Here is an 18,682-nt window from a genome sequence, read left to right as displayed (position 1 = left end):
CAGTATAATGCATTTGATAAAACGATGCACTATACTGCTTTTTTTAAGGTCTACAAGGACAATCTATAAGATGACTATTATACATACCACACGCTTCCATAAAAGAAAAAATGGTCACTGGTCCGATAAACTTAAATCCATAATGCTTTAAATCTTTAGAAAGTTTTTTGGCTGTATCATTGACTGTTATACGTTCATCAGCTGTTTGATATTTGAAATCAATTGGCGTGTGATTGACATAAGACCATAGGAAGTCACTGAAACTGCCATGTTCTTGTTCAATTTTAATATAACCTTTTGCTTGTGAAACAATAGCTTCAAGTTTTTTTCTATTATGAATGATATTAGGAAATGTCATTAGCATATCGATATCATTTTGTGTCATTTGCGCTATTTTATATGGGTCAAAATCATGAAACGCTTTTCGATAATCGTCTTTTTTCTTTAGAATAGTCAACCAAGATAATCCAGCGTGTTGAGATTCTAATGCTAAAAGTTCAAATAATGCGAGACTATCATACATTGGCTTTCCCCATACATCATTGTGATAAGCGAGATAAATAGGGTCTTTCGTACCAAAAGCACATGCATTCATAAATATCACTCCAATTATTGACTTCATTATGGATTCAGTATACTATAATAATGAATTAAATATTAAATTTGGGAAGAGTAGGTAAGTCACTTTTTTAAGAGAGTGCATGGTGCTGTGAATGCATAAAAGTCTTATTGAAGGTAGCCCACGTGTACTTTAACTGAACCATCGGAGTAAGTTAAAGCGTCTCATGAGCGTTAATCATTAGAGTGCAATAGTGTATACTATTGAAAATAGGTGGTACCACGGAACATCCGTCCTATATCAGGACAGATGTTCTTTTTTATTTTACGGAGGGATTAAAACTATGGAAATGCAACCTAAATATCATCCGCAAGAAGTTGAAGCGGGTCGTTATCAAGAGTGGTTAGACCAATCACTTTTTAAACCTACAGGAGATCAAACGAAACCAACATATACAATTGTCATCCCACCCCCAAATGTTACAGGTAAGTTGCATTTAGGACATGCTTGGGATACAACTTTGCAAGATATTTTAACGCGCATGAAGCGTATGCAAGGTTATGACACATTATATCTACCAGGTATGGATCATGCAGGTATTGCGACTCAGGCTAAAGTTGAGGCAAAAATGAAAGAAGAAGGTATTTCACGTCATGATATCGGACGCGAAAAATTCCTTGAAAAAGCTTGGGATTGGAAAGAAGAATATGCAGACTTTATCCGTCAACAATGGGCAAAACTTGGTTTGGGTCTTGATTATTCCCGTGAACGTTTTACTTTAGATGAAGGTTTGAGTAAAGCGGTACGAAAAGTTTTTGTTGATATGTACAACAAAGGATTAATTTATCGCGGAGAACGCATTATTAACTGGGATCCAGAAGCGCGTACCGCATTATCAGATATCGAAGTGGTACATGAAGATGTCAACGGTAAATTTTATCATTTTAAATATCCTTTTGCTGATGGAGAAGGATATATTGAAATCGCTACAACGCGTCCAGAAACGATGTTAGGTGATACAGCAATTGTTGTAAATCCAGATGATTCACGCTATCAGGATGTGATTGGTAAAAAAGTTATCTTACCACGCGTAGGTCGCGAATTACCTATTATTGCAGATAGCTATGTAGATAAAGATTTCGGTAGTGGTGCGATGAAAGTGACACCTGCACATGACCCAAATGACTTTGAAATCGGAAATCGTCATGAACTTGAACGCATCGTGGTAATGGATGAATCGGGTCATATGAATGATTTAGCAGGTGAATATGCAGGCCTAGATCGCTTTGAATGTCGTAAAAAACTCGTTGCGGACTTAGAAGCTGAAGGCCTTGTAATTAAAATTGAAGATCATGTGCATTCTGTCGGTCATTCTGAACGTACAGGTGCAGTGGTGGAACCTTATTTATCTACACAATGGTTTGTTAAAATGGCACCTTTAGCTCAACAAGCATTAGATAATCAAAAAGGTGATGGCCGTATTGAATTTGTGCCAGCTCGTTTTGAGAAAACTTTTAATCGATGGATGGAAGAGATTAGAGATTGGACAATTTCTCGTCAATTATGGTGGGGACATCAAATTCCGGCTTGGTATCATAATGAAACCGGTGAAATTTATGTTGGTGAACATGCACCTAAAGATGCCCACAATTGGACACAAGATGAAGATGTCCTTGATACGTGGTTCTCAAGTGCATTATGGCCATTTTCAACGCTTGGTTGGCCAGATGAAGAGGCGCAAGATTTTAAACGTTATTATCCAACCAATGTACTTGTAACAGGATATGATATTATTTTCTTCTGGGTCGCACGTATGATATTCCAAGGTTTAGAATTTACAGGTCAAAAACCATTCAATGATGTGTTATTACATGGTTTGGTTCGTGCTGAAGATGGTAGAAAAATGAGTAAATCTTTAGGAAATGGTGTAGATCCTATGGATGTCATTGATCAGTATGGTGCGGATAGTTTAAGATTCTTCTTAGCTACAGGTTCTTCACCAGGGCATGATTTACGCTATTCTACAGAAAAAGTTGAATCCGTATGGAATTTCATCAATAAAATTTGGAATGCTGCGCGTTTTAGCTTAATGAATATCGGCGAAACGTTCAAATATGAAGATATTGACTTAACTCAAGATTTATCAGTCGCAGATCAATGGATTTTAACACGCTTGAATGAAACTATTGAAACAGTGACGCACTTAAGTGATAAATATGAATTCGGTGAAGTAGGTAGAGTACTTTATAACTTTATTTGGGATGAATTCTGTGATTGGTATATTGAAATGAGTAAAATACCAATGAATGGTGATGATGAGAATCAAAAAAATGTAACGCGATCCGTTTTAAGTTATACACTTGACCGTATGATGCGCTTACTTCATCCTTTTATGCCATTTGTAACAGAGCATATTTGGCAAAACTTACCACATGAAGGCGAATCTATTGTCACAAGCGAATGGCCAACTGTAAATAATGCATTGATGTTCTCAGAAAGTAAACAAATCATGCAACAGCTTGTTGAAATTATTAAGTCCATTCGTCAATCACGACTAGAGGTGAATACACCTTTATCTAAAGCAATTCCTATTAAAATTCAGGCTAAAAATGACGCAACAAAAGCATTGTTAATTGCAAATCAACATTACTTAGAGCGTTTCTGTAATCCGAGTGAATTAGAAATAAGTACTGAAGTGTCTATTCCTGAAAAAGCAATGACTTCTGTAGTGAGTGCAGGTGAAGTTATTCTTCCATTAGAAGGTTTAATTGATATGGATAAAGAAATCGCGAGACTTGAAAAAGAGCTTGATAAATGGCAAAAAGAGTTAGACCGTGTGAATAAAAAATTATCAAATGAGAATTTTGTTAATAAAGCACCTGAAAAAGTCATTAATGAAGAACGTGCAAAAAAAGCGCAATATCAAGAAAAATTTGACGGTGTTCAATCAAGAATCGAACAACTAAAAGCTTAGGAGTATAGGGTATGAATTATCTAGATAGTTTATATTGGATACACGAACGTACAAAATTCGGCATAAAACCTGGTGTGAAACGCATGGAATGGATGTTAAGTCGCTTAAATCACCCTGAACGTAATATTAAAGCAATTCATGTTGGGGGTACAAACGGCAAAGGTTCAACTGTTGCGTATTTACGTACAGCGCTTGTTAATAATGGTTATGAAGTCGGCACATTCACATCTCCTTATATTGAAACATTCAATGAGCGTATCAGTTTGAATGGTGAACCAATATCAAATGATGCAATTGTAGCGCTAGTAGCACGCGTAAAAACTGTAAGTGAAGCAATGGAACAAGAGACGGATTTAGGTGTTGCAACGGAATTTGAAATCATAACAACCATGATGTATCTCTACTTTGGTGAGATACATCCCGTTGATTTCGTCATCGTTGAAGCAGGGTTAGGTGTTAAAAATGACTCGACGAATGTTATTCAACCTATCTTAAGCGTCTTAACAAGCATAGGACTAGATCATACGGATATTCTGGGCCATTCTTATTTAGATATAGCAAAAGACAAAGGTGCTATTATTAAGCCACATACACCGGTTATATACGCAGTTAAAAATGAAGAAGCTTTAAAATATTTGAGACAACTCGCGATCGATTTAAATGCCCCAGCAATGGAGTATGACCGAGATATTTTAGTAGTGTCAGAAGCAGATGAATTTACGTATAGATATAAAGACTATGAAATGGAAAATATTGCCTTAAAAATGCTAGGAGAACATCAAAAAGAAAACGCTGCTTTAGCTATTACAGCATTGATTGATCTATTTGAACGACAAATCATTGATATTGATTTTAATAAGATGATTCAAGGTATAGAAAATGTACAGTGGAAAGGGCGAATCGAAAAAGTAAATGACAGCCCTTTAATTATTATTGATGGTGCGCATAACAAAGAAAGTGTAGATGCGCTTGTCGATACGATTGGTCGTTATTATGGTCTTGATAAAGTCGATATTTTGTTTTCTGCTATTAAAGGTAAACCTATTTCTTCGATGTTAACTGCTTTTAATACGATTGCAAACCATTTTTATGTTACTGGCTTTGAATTTCCTAAAGCTTTACCGAAACAAACACTTTATGATGAAGTAGAGTTTAAAGACAAAACTTTAATCGATGACTATGTCGACTTCATTAAAAATTATCAAGGTGAAGCGTTATTAATAACTGGAAGTTTGTACTTCATAAGTGAAGTCAAAGCTAAGATGGGATACTAATTAATACAGTTTATTAAAAACGTGCTTAAACTTTGAAAGATTATTACAATTTTTCAAGTACTTTAGGCGCGTTTTTAATTATATAGTCAATTAAACGTGGGAAAATAAGAGTGATCGAAATTTATATTTATTGCCTGCCGTCATGTATACTTTATGTGAGGGAGGTCATCATGATTTTACAATGCTATTTTGGAAGTTGTTTAATGAGTTTTCTATTATGTGTTTCGCGCTATCGTTTACATCATTGGAAACAATTATTTTCACGGTCAAAATGTAACCATTGTTTTAAAACTTTAAGGTGGTGGATGCTCATTCCAATAATGAGTTTCATTTTACTCAAAGGGAGATGTTTTTACTGTCATTACCAAATACCACGTTTTTTATGGGTCGGTGAATGCTTAGGCGCGTTCACAAGTTTTTTAATTTTTACACATGCATTTCAAATCGAAACAATGTATTTTTATCTTTTGAGCTTCATTTTACTGACGATGAGTTTCATTGATGTTCAGTCTTATATTGTCCCACATCGTCTTTTGCTATTATTACTAGTGATGGTAGCAATCATGAGACCAGGCCAGTTTCATTTTTCTCTTCTTACATGTTTATGTATAAGCATACTTCTAGTCATAGGAATTGTATTTCACCACTTCATAGGATTTGGTGACATTAAACTTTTGATGATTCTATTTACGATCTTACCTGTCCCATTCGTCCTTTACACAATATGGTTTACTTTTCCTTTAGCATATTTATGTTATCCATTTTACGCTCCATTTTTATCTGATAAGCATTATATCCCCCTTGTTCCTTTTATCACACTATCATTTTTTATTGTTGCTTATTGTTATCCACTGTTGAATGTATGGTTAGGAGGTGTCATATGACCCGCATCAAAGATTTATCTCCTGAAGAAATGCCCAAAGAGCGTTTAATTCATTCAGGTGCTCAAGCGCTATCTAATACAGAATTGTTAGCCATATTAATTAACACTGGTAGCAAAGGGCGATCGAGTTTAGATATTGCAACCACTTTATTGTCCCAAAGTAAGACGTTGAGCGCTTTACAAAATATTTCATTGCAAGAATTAGTAACTTTTGAAGGTCTCGGGACAAGTAAAAGCACGACATTGTTGGCAGCTTTTGAATTAGCGCGACGTTTAAATTTTAAAGTTGATAAAAACAACTCACAAATGATTAAACATCCTGATCAAATCGCAGCCATGTTATATCCTCAACTTCAATTTGAAAAGCAAGAACATTTTATCGTGTTCATTTTAAATACTAAACATCAAATCATTCATCAAGAAACATTATTTAAAGGCACTTTGAATAGTGCTATCATTCATCCAAGGGAAGTTTTTAAAATCGCGCTTAAATATTCAGCGCATGCGATCATTGTGGCACATAATCATCCATCTGGTGACCCAACGCCATCTTCTGCAGATATCGAAACGACCATACGTTTAGCAGCATGTGGAGACACGATGGGGATTCAACTACTCGATCATATAGTGATTGGACACCAATGTTATGAATGTGTCATTATTGATGAAAACAAAAAATAAACGCTATACGTAATTTTACGTATAACGTTTTACATTAAAGTTGAAAATTTTCAGCAAGCAACATGAATAATTTATAACACAAGTAAATGATTAAAACAAATATTCCGGCTTTGATTAAAAATCTTATTATCGTAACACTTACTCTAAATAGTAATACGACAAGTAATATAATTAAGAATATTGAAAGTATGCTCAATAATCGTCACTCCTTTACTCTAATATACGCATTTTAAATAAAAATTGCATCCGACTTGCGCTCGTGGTTAAATTAAGTCTATAGAATGAGGTTGGATGTGAGTAAATGATCTATAATTGATTGATAAAGGAGGCATATCAATGAAATTGATTTTAAGTCTAATAAAAATGTTTATCGTTATCATATGTATTGGATTAATTGCATTTTTTGTCATTAAAGACGTGCCTCAAATCAATCAAGCGAAATGGAATCCGTTACAAACGACAGGACAACAAAATGTAGATGAAGACGGTTTTATCATTCCAACTGAAGGGAAAAAATATGTCGTTGAGGATAATGAAATTTTAAGAAATGTTCCTTCAAGTCAAGCGCGTAATTTCTTTAATTGGATTGATAAATATGAATTTATGCAAGTTAATGCATTTTCTAGAATGGGTTATGATGATAAATATTTAATTGCTGAGAGAGACACGCAATATATCATATATCAATTTGGAAGCCGCCATGTACGAGTCTATACGACTGAGCATGATTTATATTCAGACTTAAATCAACTTGGACATCAAATTGAAATGCATCCTATAACAGCATATCAATAATGACGCTGGTATTTGAAAATTTATCTCAAATACGTTAGGCTTGAATAAAATTGTAAAAAGGGTGAGTCATATGTCTACAGAAAATAATGCGCAACAAAGCAATGAACAATTAAAAGCGCAAAAGTTATTTGCTCAATGGCGAAAGGACGAAACTTTATACAAAGAAGATGCGCCACAAAACGATAAGTCTAAAAAAGACAGTCAGTCTCTATAATTGATATTTATTAGTCACCGTAATTCTGATATGCTCCCTATAAAGTAGACACTTAAAAAGTGAAAACTTTATAGGGAGTTTTTGTATGAACTATGGTGACTTTTTAATATTTTTAAAGTCTTAGGCTGTGGATAAAGCAATTTTGAATATTCCATCTTCTTTCAATTAGTATTCCAGTTATTTTAGAATAATTATCTCTTGTGGCTTTATTTCATTGTCATAGTGATATAAAATAATGAGTGTTATTTACAATTACATATTGAGGTGTTGAGGTTGTCTCATTTTTTTAAAAATAATAAATTAATCGTGTTGTTTTGTGCGCTCATTATTTTTATAGCTTTAATTGGATTGTCAATACGTTCACACTCACAATCCATTCCTGAGCAATATGCAGGTGATTCTATATCGTTTGGTCAACGCGTCTTTTCATATCCTATGCAAGTCATTTCTGCGACTACAAAAGCCATTTTTCATAACGAAGCACAACCATCGCAATCAGAAAACCAACTTAAATCTGATAACCAACGACTTCAAGCTGAAAACAAGCAGTTACGTGATGATTTAAAAATCAGTGATATTTCTAAATATGATCCTATGGCTGTCAACGTTATCGCACGGCATCCTGATCAATGGATGAATACATTAATCATTGATAAAGGCGCAAAGTCAGGTATTACAGAAAACATGGCAGTATTAACACCCAATGGTTTGATTGGGCGCGTGACAAAAGTTAATCAATTCTCAGCACAAGTCAATTTAATATCTACAAAAGGGCGTACAAATCGACTTTCCGTACATATATTAAATAAAGACAAAGAAGCTTTTGGTTTAATTGATCATTATGATGAAAAATCGGACCGACTCATTATTTCAGATATTGATAACAGTCATAAGTTGTCTAAAGGAGATAAAGTGATTACAAGTGGTTTAGGTGATCAATTACCACGGGGCATTTTTGTAGGAGAAGTTGAAAAAGTTCAAAATGATCAGTACGGATTGTCTAAACAAGTGGTAGTGAAAACAGGTGCAAATATTAATCAAATCGGCACAGTTTATGTTGCAAAACGTGATCCTAAAACAGTAGATCGTTCTGAGGAGGATGCATCATGAAACGTGCATCAGTTTACCTCATAGTTGCGATCATATGTTTTTATTTAGATACGGTTCTTACGATGATGTCGCCGATAAAGATTTTTGGCATCCAGTTTATTATGGTGCCGCGTCTCACTTTAATCTTTCTATTATTAATGACCTTTTACAGAAATGTGTATAGTGCATTGATTTTAGGTATGTTCCTAGGGTTAATGACCGACCTATACTTTGGTGAAATATATGGCGTTTATTTAATAGCGTATTTAATACTGATTTTGTTTGTTGAAAAGTTTTTTTCACTTTTTTATCGAGACCATGCAGTAGTATTCTTAGTGATTTTAGTCAGTGTTATTGTACTTGATATTTTTGTAGCGTTCTTATATCACTTGGTAGGCTTGATTGACTTTAATATTTTAGATTATTTACTTTTTAGAGCACCTTTAACGTTGCTGCTAAATGCCATTTTACTCATCTTCATTTATACCTTGTTAGATTACCGTCAAAATCGCAAAAGAACTATTGACATCAAAATCAAGTGATGGTATGATGCAGTAGTTGAGTAGTTTTAGCTACATACAACCGCTCAAATATAGGTTTAAAGTACGTAACGTCACCTATATATGGCGTGACTTAATTATAGGAGGTGCAAAGTATGTTTGCTATTATTGAAACAGGTGGAAAACAAATCAAAGTAGAAGAAGGCCAAGAAATTTACGTTGAAAAATTAAACGGAAACGAAGGCGATACTTTTACATTTGATAAAGTCTTATTCGTAGGTGGAGATAGCATCACTGTTGGCGCGCCAACAATCGAAGGTGCAACAGTATCTGCGAAAATTAACAAACACGGCCGTGGTAAAAAAATCACTGTATTTACTTACCGTCGTCGTAAAGACTCTAAACGTAAAAAAGGTCACCGTCAACCATATACGAAGTTAACAATCGACAAAATCAGCCTTTAATTATGATTAACGTTGATATTAAGTTAAATGATGACGGACAGGTCACAGATGTGATAATGGAAGGACATGCAGATTTTGCTGAACATGGACAAGATATTGTGTGTGCAGGCGCATCAGCTGTACTTTTCGGTAGCGTCAATGCTATTATAGGATTAACTTCTGAAAGACCTGATATAGATTATAGTGATGACGGAGGCTATTTTCATTTCCGTAGCGTAGATACATCTAATGAAAAAGCACAGTTAATCTTACAATCTATGTTAATATCTTTACAAACAATCGAAGAAGAATATAAAGACTACATTAAATTAAATTATAAGTGAGGTGTAACTCATGCTTAAATTAAACTTACAATTTTTCGCATCTAAAAAAGGGGTAAGTTCTACAAAAAACGGACGTGACTCTGAATCAAAACGTTTAGGTGCTAAACGTGCAGATGGTCAATTTGTTACTGGTGGATCAATTTTATTCCGTCAACGTGGAACAAAAATTTACCCAGGTGAAAACGTAGGTCGTGGCGGCGATGACACATTATTCGCTAAAATCGACGGCGTTGTAAAATTTGAACGTAAAGGTCGCGACAAAAAACAAGTATCTGTATATGCAGTTGCTGAATAATTTGTCCACATACACACACCAGAAGGTTGCTTCTGGTGTTTCTTTTTTATCTAATGCTATTTATGAAGTGAAATGCTTGATTAAACATACGTTGAATTCTATGCCATTTCTATAGTTTTGACTTCAAAAGCTAGATATTAACATATAAAATGAAAATGAGGTGAAATCATGTTTGTCGATCAAGTTAAAATATTTTTAAAAGCAGGAGACGGAGGTAATGGCATTACAGCTTATCGCCGTGAAAAATATGTTCCTTTTGGTGGTCCAGCTGGCGGCGATGGTGGTCGTGGTGCATCTGTCATTTTTGAAGTGGATGAAGGTTTAAGAACTTTAATGGATTTTCGCTTTCAGCGCCATTTCAAAGCTAAAAAAGGTGAAAACGGACAAAGCAGTAATATGCATGGTAAAAATGCTGAAGATCTTGTATTAAAAGTGCCTCCAGGTACTATTGTAAAAGATGTAGAAACAGAACAGACATTAGCTGACTTAGTAGAGCACGGGCAACGTGCAACGATAGCTAAAGGGGGGCGTGGCGGTAGAGGCAACTCTCGTTTTGCGACGCCTAAAAACCCTGCACCGGATTTTAGTGAAAATGGAGAACCTGGTGAGGAACTAGAAGTCACTTTGGAACTGAAATTGTTAGCCGATGTTGGACTTGTTGGTTTCCCAAGTGTTGGAAAATCTACTTTACTTTCCATTGTGTCTAAAGCTAAACCAAAAATTGGAGCCTATCATTTTACAACAATTCAACCCAATTTAGGTGTAGTAACTACACCAGATCAACGTAGTTTCGTTATGGCTGATTTACCTGGTCTTATTGAAGGTGCATCAGAAGGTGTTGGGCTTGGCCATCAATTTTTACGCCACGTTGAACGTACAAAAGTTATTGTTCATGTTATTGATATGAGCGGCATGGAAGGGCGCGATCCTTACGAGGATTATGTAACTATAAATAGAGAAATGTGCGCTTATGAAGAAAAATTACAGAAACGTCCTCAAATTATCGTTGCAAACAAAATGGATATGCCTGAAGCCGAAGCACAACTTGAATTGTTTAAAGAACAGCTCGAGGAAGATGTTACAATCATACCAATTTCGGCATATACGCGAGAAAATATTGATCAACTGTTATATACAATTGCCAACACTCTAGAATCTGTTAAAGATATTGATTTCAATGCTGAGGAGGAAACGCCTGGCATTCACCGTGTTGTTTATAAACATACGCCGTCTGTAGATAAGTTTACAATCTCTCGTGATGATGATGGTGCCTATGTTGTCAGCGGTAATGCAATAGAACGACTCTTCAAGATGACGGACTTCAATAGCGATCCGGCTATTCGACGATTCGCTCGACAAATGCGCTCAATGGGTATTGATGATGCGTTACGTGAACGCGGTGCTGAAAATGGCGATATCGTTCGTATTCTAGGTGGAGAATTTGAATTTGTAGAATAATAGGAGCGGGTTAAAATGAACTATCAGTATTTTCTTATACGGGAAGATGTTTTGCCTTACGTGGTTTCAAAAGTACTTCGCGTAAAAGAGAGCTTAAAAGACAATCCATCATTAACCGTGCAAGAGGCAGTAAAACTTCACGACTGTTCAAGAAGTGCTTTTTATAAATATAGAGATACCATTTTTCCTTTAGATGAGGTCAACAATGCTTCTAAAGAATTTACGATTATTTTATTTGTGACAGATAAAGTAGGCACACTTGCGACGATTTTGGATAAAATTTCTCAACTTCATTTATCGGTTTTAACCATTCACCAAAGTGTCCCTATAGATAAAAAAGCGTCAATCACGTTATCTTTAAATGCCAGAAAGACCGATTTAAATGTATACGATATCATTAATACATTGCGTCAATTAGATAATGTACATAACGTAGATATTATCGGAATGAATATGTAAGGAGATATGAATATGTACGCATATATTAAAGGAACACTTAAACATTTATATCCGACACATGTGGTGGTAGAAACGTCTTCTGGTGTCGCATATGAAATTCAAACGCCTAATTCTTATCGTTTCCAAAGTCAACTTAATCACACATGTATCATCTACACAGCTTTAATCGTTCGTGAAGATGCGCAATTGCTTTATGGTTTCATAGATAATGAAGAAAAAGATATGTTTCTAAGTTTAATTAAAGTGACTGGCATTGGACCGAAATCAGCATTAGCCATATTGGCAGCAAGTACACCTAACCAAGTGAAATTAGCAATCGAGAGTGAAAATGATGCGTATTTAACACAATTTCCTGGAATCGGTAAAAAGACAGCACGTCAAATTGTTTTAGATTTAAAAGGGAAAGTAGTTGTGACTGAAGAGCAAGATGCTACGCTCATGATACAATCTGATACCAACACATCCGTGTTTAAAGACGAAGCAATTCTTGCATTAGAAGCATTAGGATATTCTAAACGAGAACTCAATAGGATTGAAAAGAAAATGGCTAAAGAGTCATTTGATACTGTAGATGAAGCAGTTAAATTTGGTTTGCAACAACTCATTTCATAACTAAGGAGGAGTTCAATGGATAAAAAACGTATGGTTGATGGTCACGAAACGGTAGAAGATCATGATTTTGAACTATCATTACGTCCTGATCGTTTACGTCAGTATATCGGTCAATCATCTATAAAATCTAATTTGGAAGTTTTTATTAAGGCAGCGCAGCTTAGAAAAGAACCATTAGATCACGTATTGTTATTCGGACCTCCTGGCCTTGGGAAAACGACATTATCACATATTATAGCAAATGAAATGAATGTGAATTTACGCACAGTTTCAGGCCCATCTATAGAACGTCCTGGTGACTTGGCTGCTATTTTAACTGGTTTACAACCTGGTGACGTATTGTTTATTGATGAAATTCATAGATTAAGTAGTGTAGTGGAAGAGGTCCTTTACCCAGCAATGGAAGATTTTTTTCTAGATATTGTTGTCGGAAAAGGTGAAGAAGCGAGAAGTATACGTATTGATCTGCCTCCATTCACGTTAGTAGGTGCAACTACGAGAGCTGGTAGTTTAACAAGTCCTTTACGCGATCGATTTGGGGTTCATTTAAGGTTAGAATATTATAAAACCGAAGAACTACAACAAATCATTACCCGTACTGCAGAAGTGTTAGGGACAATGATCGATTCTGAAAGCGCCCTTGAAATAGCCAAGCGCAGTCGAGGTACCCCAAGAATTGCCAATCGTTTGTTAAAACGTATTCGAGATTTTCAACAAGTTAATGAAGACGATCAAATTTATATTGAAACTACAAAATATGCATTAGACTTACTTCAAGTTGATGAAGAGGGTCTAGATTATATCGACCATAAGATGATGGCATGTATAATTGAACAATATCGTGGTGGTCCAGTCGGATTAGACACCATCGCCGTATCTATAGGAGAAGAACGTATCACTATAGAGGATGTGTATGAACCTTTCTTAATTCAACAAGGGTTTATTGAACGCACACCAAGAGGTCGAAAAGCAACACCTAAAGCTTACGCACATTTTAATTATTCTGTTTAAATGAGGGACTAATTTGAATATAGAAGATTTTAACTATCACTTACCTGAAAACTTAATTGCTCAAACACCACTTAAAGAGCGCGACACGAGCAAACTTTTATATATGAACCGCGAGACAGGTGATATTCAGGACTTACAGTTTAAAGAGGTTATTCGATTTTTCAAACCTGGAGATACACTCGTATTAAACGATACTAAAGTCATGCCTGCACGGTTGTTTGGGTTAAAGAAAGAAACAAACGCCAAAGTAGAAATGTTAATGCTTACCAATATTGAAGGCGATGATTGGGAAGTGCTTTTAAAACCTGCTAAAAGAATAAAGGTTGGCCAATCTATCTCTTTTGGTGATGGTAAAATTGTAGCGACGTGTATGAAAGAGTTAGATCAAGGTGGCAGGGTAATGCGATTGCATTATGAAGGAATTTTACAAGAGCGTCTTGATGAACTAGGTGAGATGCCACTGCCACCATACATTAAAGAACGGCTTGATGACCGTGACCGTTATCAAACGGTTTATGCAAAAGCAACTGGATCTGCAGCAGCACCTACAGCGGGCTTACACTTTACCGATGATTTGTTGAAAAAAGTACAAGATAAAGGTGTTCAAACTGCATTTGTGACACTTCATGTAGGTTTAGGAACGTTTCGACCTGTTAGTGTTACGGATGTCAATGCCCATGAAATGCATAGCGAATATTACACAGTGAGTAAAGAGACAGCTCAATTACTGAATGACACAAAAGCAAAAGGTCACCGCATTATTGCCGTAGGTACAACTTCAACACGAACATTAGAGACGGTAGTAAAAGATCATGGTGAATTTACGCAAGCAAGTGGATGGACAAATATTTTTATCTATCCTGGATTTGAATTTAAAGCCATTGATGGCTTAATTACAAATTTTCATTTACCAAAATCAACATTAGTGATGCTTGTGTCTGCTTTTAGTTCAACACAGTATGTTTTAAACGCATATACACATGCGGTCAATGCAAAATATCGATTTTTTAGTTTTGGAGATGCAATGATTATTATATAGAGAGGTTTTGACTATGCCAGCAGTTACTTACGAACATATCAAGACGTGTAAACAATCTGGTGCCCGTCTAGGAATTGTTCATACACCACATGGTTCATTTGAAACACCGATGTTTATGCCGGTAGGGACTAAAGCAACGGTAAAAACGATGAGCCCAGAAGATTTAAAAGCGATGGAAGCGAAAATTATCCTTAGTAATACGTATCATCTTTGGTTGCAACCTGGAAATGATATTGTAAAAAAAGCTGGGGGTCTTCATAAATTTATGAATTGGGATGGTCCGATTTTAACAGACTCGGGTGGATTCCAAGTATTTAGTTTAAGTGATTTACGTAAAATTAGTGAAGAAGGCGTTGAGTTTAGACACCATGCCAATGGCTCAAAATTATTTCTGTCACCTGAAGATTCTATTAAAATTCAAAATGATTTAGGGTCGGATATTATTATGGCATTTGATGAATGTCCACCTATGCCAGCTGAATATCAGTACGTTAAAGATTCTATAGAACGTACCACGCGTTGGGCGAAACGCTGTAAAGATGCACACCAACGTCCTGAAGATCAAGCATTGTTTGGCATCATTCAGGGTGGGGAGTATAAAGATTTACGCCAACAAAGTGCAGAGGATCTTGTCAAATTAGATTTTCCTGGTTATGCAATTGGTGGTTTATCAGTTGGAGAACCAAAACCTGTAATGTATGACATGGTAGAACATACTGTTCAATTCATGCCTGAAAACAAACCAAGATATTTAATGGGTGTTGGTTCACCAGATGCACTGATTGAATGTAGTATTCGTGGCATGGACATGTTTGACTGTGTTTTACCTACACGTATCGCTAGAAACGGCACATGTATGACATCACATGGTCGATTGGTTGTCAAAAATGCGAAGTTCAAAGATGATTTTAGACCTTTAGATGAAAATTGTGATTGCTACACATGTAAAAATTACACACGTGCTTATTTAAGGCACTTAATTAAAGCAGATGAAACATTTGGTATACGTCTTACCACTTACCATAACCTTCATTTTCTGCTAAAATTAATGGAGAACATTAGACAAGCCATTCGAGAAGATCGCCTTTTAGATTTTAAAGAAGAATTTTTCGAACAATATGGTCTTAATGTTGAAAATCCTAAAAATTTCTAGATAGGAGTTATGTTTTATGTCTTCATTACTGAGTTTATTACCATTAGTACTACTTTTTGTAGTAATGTGGTTCTTAATGATTCGTCCGCAACAAAAGCGTGCGAAAGAACATCGTGAAATGGTTTCCCAATTACAATCAGGTCAACGTGTAACGACAATTGGTGGTATTAAAGGGACAGTGCGTGCTGTAGATGAAACAACTGCTGTAGTTGTTGTTAATGGAAAAGGCACTGAAATGACATTTGAAAAACAAGCAATTAAACAAGTAGATCCTTCATAATTTGAAAATAAGGATTGAATCGGGATGAGAAATCAAAGACGTCATGTATGATTTCAATCCCGTTTTTTTATGATAATTCTGTGTGAATTGTAAATAACTTGAAAAAATGATATTAAAGGCGTACAGTTATAAATTGGTTGAATACGTGAACGTTAAAAAGTAGTGTGGTACTTTACAATAAACGTTTAAAAATTCATAAAATTATTTAATGGAAGCAAGTTTAAGATAACTTTAATATATTAAAATAACTTGCGTGCTAAACTATAACTAAAGTATGCTAGTTTCATAAGCTAAAAAGAGGTGTTTATGTGAAAAAAGTCAGTAAATTGATTACTTTTTTACTGTTAGTCGTATTGCTCTTTGGCGGCATGGCTGCAACGTATAAAAATGTAGTCAAAGATGTTAATTTAGGACTTGATTTACAAGGTGGATTTGAAGTTTTATATCAAGTAAAACCACTCACTGACGGTGACAAAATCGATAAAACTGCCGTCCAGTCCACTGCTAAAACATTAGAACGTCGTGTCAATGTTTTAGGGGTCTCTGAGCCAAAAATTCAAGTCGAAGATCAAAACCGAATTCGTGTCCAATTAGCGGGCGTGAAAGACCAAGATCAAGCACGAAAAATTTTATCATCACAAGCTAATTTAACGATTAGAGATGCCGATGATAAAATCAAATTGACAGGTAAAGATTTAGTTCAAGGTTCTGCTAAACAGGAATTTAAACAAAACACAAATCAACCTGCCGTCACATTTAAATTAAAAGATAGTGACAAATTTAAAAAAGTTACAGAAGAAATCTCTAAAAAGCAAGAAAATGTAATGGTCGTATGGTTAGATTATCAAAAAGGCGATAGCTATCATAAAGAGAAAACGAAAGAAAAACCAAAATACGTTTCTGCTGCTTCTGTAGACCAACCTATTAATTCACCTAACGTTGAAATTTCAGGTGGTTTTAAAGGTGAAAAAGGTATCACTGAGGCGAAACAAATCGCAGACTTATTAAATTCTGGTTCCTTACCAGTTAAATTAGATGAAATCTACTCAACATCTGTAGGTGCACAATTTGGTCAGGACGCGCTCCAAAAAACAATTTTCGCATCTATTATAGGTATTAGTCTCATCTTTATTTTTATGACATTATTCTACCGATTGCCAGGTATTATCGCGGTAATTACCTTAACAACATACGTTTACTTGACATTATTGGCATTCAATTTCATTTCAGGTGTACTTACGCTACCTGGTCTTGCTGCATTAGTACTTGGGGTTGGGATGGCAGTTGATGCTAACATTATTATGTATGAACGTATTAAAGATGAGCTCAGAATAGGGCGTAACTTAAAACAAGCCTATAAAAAAGCCAACAAGTCATCATTTATTACAATACTAGATGCCAATTTAACAACGGTATTAGCCGCAACTGTACTCTTTTTCTTTGGTGAAAGTTCAGTAAAAGGTTTTGCTACAATGTTACTCTTGGCCATTCTAATGAGCTTTGTAACAGCTGTATTTTTAACACGATTACTATTATCACTTATCGTTTATTCTAACGTGTTTAAGAAAAAATTATGGTGGTTTGGTGTTAAGAAAAATCAAATTCATGATATTAACGAAGGTAAAGATGTTTCAGAATTAAGTACACCGTACGATCGTTTTGATTTTATGAAACTTGCTAAACCTCTTTTTGCTGTTAGTGGTTTAATCATTGCAGCCGGGGTTATCATATTATTTATTTTCAAACTTAACTTAGGTATTGATTTCACGGCGGGTACACGTATTGATGCACAAAGTGACAATGCTTTAAAGCAACACCAAGTTGAGAAGAAAATGGAATCAATTGGCTTGAAACCAGATCAATTGTCTATTGGTGGCACTAATGATACAAAAGCCTCTATGCAATATAAACATGATTTATCTAAAGAAGAAGTTTCTAAAGTAAAATCATTGATTCAAAAAGAATTTGGTCATGATCCAACTGTAAATACTGTATCTCCGGTTATTGGTCAAGAGTTAGCTAAAAATGCAATGTTAGCGGTCTTATTAGCATCCATTGGCATGATTATTTATATCACGCTGCGTTTTGAATGGCGTATGGGTATATCTTCAATCATTTCACTTTTACATGATGCGTTTATGATTATTGCTGTATTTAGCTTATTCCGATTAGAAGTCGATATAACATTTATCGCTGCCGTATTGACGATTATAGGTTATTCCATTAATGATACGATTGTTACTTTTGACCGAGTGCGGGAAATGTTAAGAAAAGTAAAAGTCATCACGAAAGAAGAAGAAATTGATTATATTGTTAATAGTTCTATCAGACAAACGTTAACTCGTTCTGTAAATACTGTATTAACAGTAGTCATCGTAGTAGTCGCGTTATTATTACTTGGTGCATCAAGTATCTTCAATTTCTCACTGGCATTATTGATTGGTTTAGTTTCCGGTGTATTTTCATCTATCTTTATTGCCGTTCCGTTATGGGGCATTTTAAAGAAACGTGAATTACGCAAATCTGAACATCATAAATTAACAGTTTATAAACGCAAACGTAGTAATGATGAAAAAGTATTAGTATAATTTTAAAGGGATGAATCCTCAAATGATTCAT

At 35.2% G+C, this 18,682-nt stretch carries 20 protein-coding genes and 2 other annotated features; of the genes, 19 read left to right on the top strand and 1 reads right to left on the bottom strand.

Translation table 11 applies throughout. The features are described 5' to 3' along the window. Positions 1-43 precede the first annotated feature (43 nt). Positions 44-595 (bottom strand): DNA-3-methyladenine glycosylase I, encoded by a 552-nt coding sequence (locus tag GJE18_RS06340; protein ID WP_165886102.1) that lies wholly within the window; start codon positions 593-595, stop codon positions 44-46. Positions 596-650: 55 nt separating this feature from the next. Next, positions 651-860: a binding site (T-box leader), on the top strand. Positions 861-902: 42 nt separating this feature from the next. Here GJE18_RS06340 and GJE18_RS06335 point away from each other — a divergent pair. The 19 genes from GJE18_RS06335 to secDF all read left to right on the top strand — a co-directional run bounded on the left by GJE18_RS06335 (position 903) and on the right by secDF (position 18,651). Then, positions 903-3,533: a valine--tRNA ligase gene (locus tag GJE18_RS06335; protein WP_085622504.1), complete on the top strand. Its 2,631-nt coding sequence runs from the start codon at positions 903-905 to the stop codon at positions 3,531-3,533. Between the two features lie 11 nt (positions 3,534-3,544). Beyond that, a complete protein-coding gene (locus tag GJE18_RS06330) occupies positions 3,545-4,807 on the top strand; it encodes a bifunctional folylpolyglutamate synthase/dihydrofolate synthase (protein ID WP_060551205.1) in 1,263 nt (420 codons plus the stop codon). 170 nt (positions 4,808-4,977) lie between these two features. Then, positions 4,978-5,691 carry a prepilin peptidase gene (locus GJE18_RS12340; protein WP_082624728.1) on the top strand — a complete coding sequence of 238 codons (714 nt, stop codon included), beginning with the start codon at positions 4,978-4,980 and terminating at the stop codon, positions 5,689-5,691. Further along, positions 5,688-6,371: a RadC family protein gene (gene radC / locus GJE18_RS06320; RefSeq protein WP_060551203.1), complete on the top strand. Its 684-nt coding sequence runs from the start codon at positions 5,688-5,690 to the stop codon at positions 6,369-6,371. The genes GJE18_RS12340 and radC overlap by 4 nt, the downstream gene beginning before the upstream one ends. A gap of 336 nt (positions 6,372-6,707) precedes the next feature. Next, entirely contained in the window at positions 6,708-7,166 is a 459-nt protein-coding gene (locus GJE18_RS06315) for a DUF4930 family protein (protein ID WP_060551202.1), read from the top strand. A 70-nt stretch (positions 7,167-7,236) separates the two neighbouring features. After that, complete coding sequence (locus tag GJE18_RS06310) at positions 7,237-7,380, top strand: hypothetical protein (protein ID WP_165805190.1); 144 nt, start codon at positions 7,237-7,239, stop codon at positions 7,378-7,380. Positions 7,381-7,653: 273 nt separating this feature from the next. Next, positions 7,654-8,490, top strand: coding sequence for a rod shape-determining protein MreC (mreC, locus tag GJE18_RS06305; RefSeq protein ID WP_060551201.1), 837 nt, complete (start codon positions 7,654-7,656; stop codon positions 8,488-8,490). After that, the gene (gene mreD, locus GJE18_RS06300; protein WP_060551200.1) at positions 8,487-9,011 is read left to right on the top strand and encodes a rod shape-determining protein MreD; all 525 of its coding nucleotides are present in this window, start codon (positions 8,487-8,489) and stop codon (positions 9,009-9,011) included. Before mreC ends, mreD begins: the two co-directional genes overlap by 4 nt. Positions 9,012-9,039: 28 nt before the next feature. Continuing rightward, positions 9,040-9,113 (top strand) — a sequence feature (ribosomal protein L21 leader region). Between the two features lie 11 nt (positions 9,114-9,124). Next, positions 9,125-9,433, top strand: a complete 309-nt coding sequence (gene rplU, locus GJE18_RS06295) for a 50S ribosomal protein L21 (protein WP_037565481.1) — start codon at positions 9,125-9,127, stop codon at positions 9,431-9,433. Positions 9,434-9,435: 2 nt separating this feature from the next. Continuing rightward, a complete protein-coding gene (locus GJE18_RS06290; protein ID WP_037565480.1) occupies positions 9,436-9,756 on the top strand; it encodes a ribosomal-processing cysteine protease Prp in 321 nt (106 codons plus the stop codon). 10 nt (positions 9,757-9,766) lie between these two features. After that, positions 9,767-10,051: a 50S ribosomal protein L27 gene (gene rpmA / locus GJE18_RS06285; RefSeq protein ID WP_014613716.1), complete on the top strand. Its 285-nt coding sequence runs from the start codon at positions 9,767-9,769 to the stop codon at positions 10,049-10,051. 168 nt (positions 10,052-10,219) lie between these two features. Further along, a complete protein-coding gene (obgE, locus tag GJE18_RS06280; protein ID WP_107368637.1) occupies positions 10,220-11,509 on the top strand; it encodes a GTPase ObgE in 1,290 nt (429 codons plus the stop codon). A 15-nt stretch (positions 11,510-11,524) separates the two neighbouring features. Then, positions 11,525-11,968: an ACT domain-containing protein gene (locus GJE18_RS06275; RefSeq protein WP_107368636.1), complete on the top strand. Its 444-nt coding sequence runs from the start codon at positions 11,525-11,527 to the stop codon at positions 11,966-11,968. 12 nt (positions 11,969-11,980) lie between these two features. Next, the gene (ruvA, locus tag GJE18_RS06270) at positions 11,981-12,580 is read left to right on the top strand and encodes a Holliday junction branch migration protein RuvA (RefSeq protein ID WP_060551197.1); all 600 of its coding nucleotides are present in this window, start codon (positions 11,981-11,983) and stop codon (positions 12,578-12,580) included. Positions 12,581-12,595: 15 nt separating this feature from the next. Beyond that, on the top strand, positions 12,596-13,591 hold the full coding sequence (gene ruvB, locus GJE18_RS06265) for a Holliday junction branch migration DNA helicase RuvB (RefSeq protein ID WP_060551196.1): 996 nt from the start codon (positions 12,596-12,598) through the stop codon (positions 13,589-13,591). A gap of 13 nt (positions 13,592-13,604) precedes the next feature. Beyond that, positions 13,605-14,630, top strand: a complete 1,026-nt coding sequence (queA, locus tag GJE18_RS06260) for a tRNA preQ1(34) S-adenosylmethionine ribosyltransferase-isomerase QueA (RefSeq protein ID WP_107368635.1) — start codon at positions 13,605-13,607, stop codon at positions 14,628-14,630. 13 nt (positions 14,631-14,643) lie between these two features. Further along, on the top strand, positions 14,644-15,783 hold the full coding sequence (gene tgt, locus GJE18_RS06255) for a tRNA guanosine(34) transglycosylase Tgt (protein WP_060551194.1): 1,140 nt from the start codon (positions 14,644-14,646) through the stop codon (positions 15,781-15,783). 16 nt (positions 15,784-15,799) lie between these two features. After that, positions 15,800-16,063 (top strand): preprotein translocase subunit YajC, encoded by a 264-nt coding sequence (gene yajC / locus GJE18_RS06250; RefSeq protein WP_037565473.1) that lies wholly within the window; start codon positions 15,800-15,802, stop codon positions 16,061-16,063. Positions 16,064-16,371: 308 nt separating this feature from the next. After that, a complete protein-coding gene (gene secDF / locus GJE18_RS06245; protein ID WP_107368634.1) occupies positions 16,372-18,651 on the top strand; it encodes a protein translocase subunit SecDF in 2,280 nt (759 codons plus the stop codon). Positions 18,652-18,682: the final 31 nt, after the last annotated feature.

This window comes from Staphylococcus agnetis, from assembly GCF_011466855.1.
GTDB classification, from domain to species: Bacteria; Bacillota; Bacilli; order Staphylococcales; family Staphylococcaceae; genus Staphylococcus; species Staphylococcus agnetis.
The sequence above is the reverse complement of the archived record's forward strand: the minus strand, read 5'-3'. Positions and strand labels throughout refer to the sequence as shown.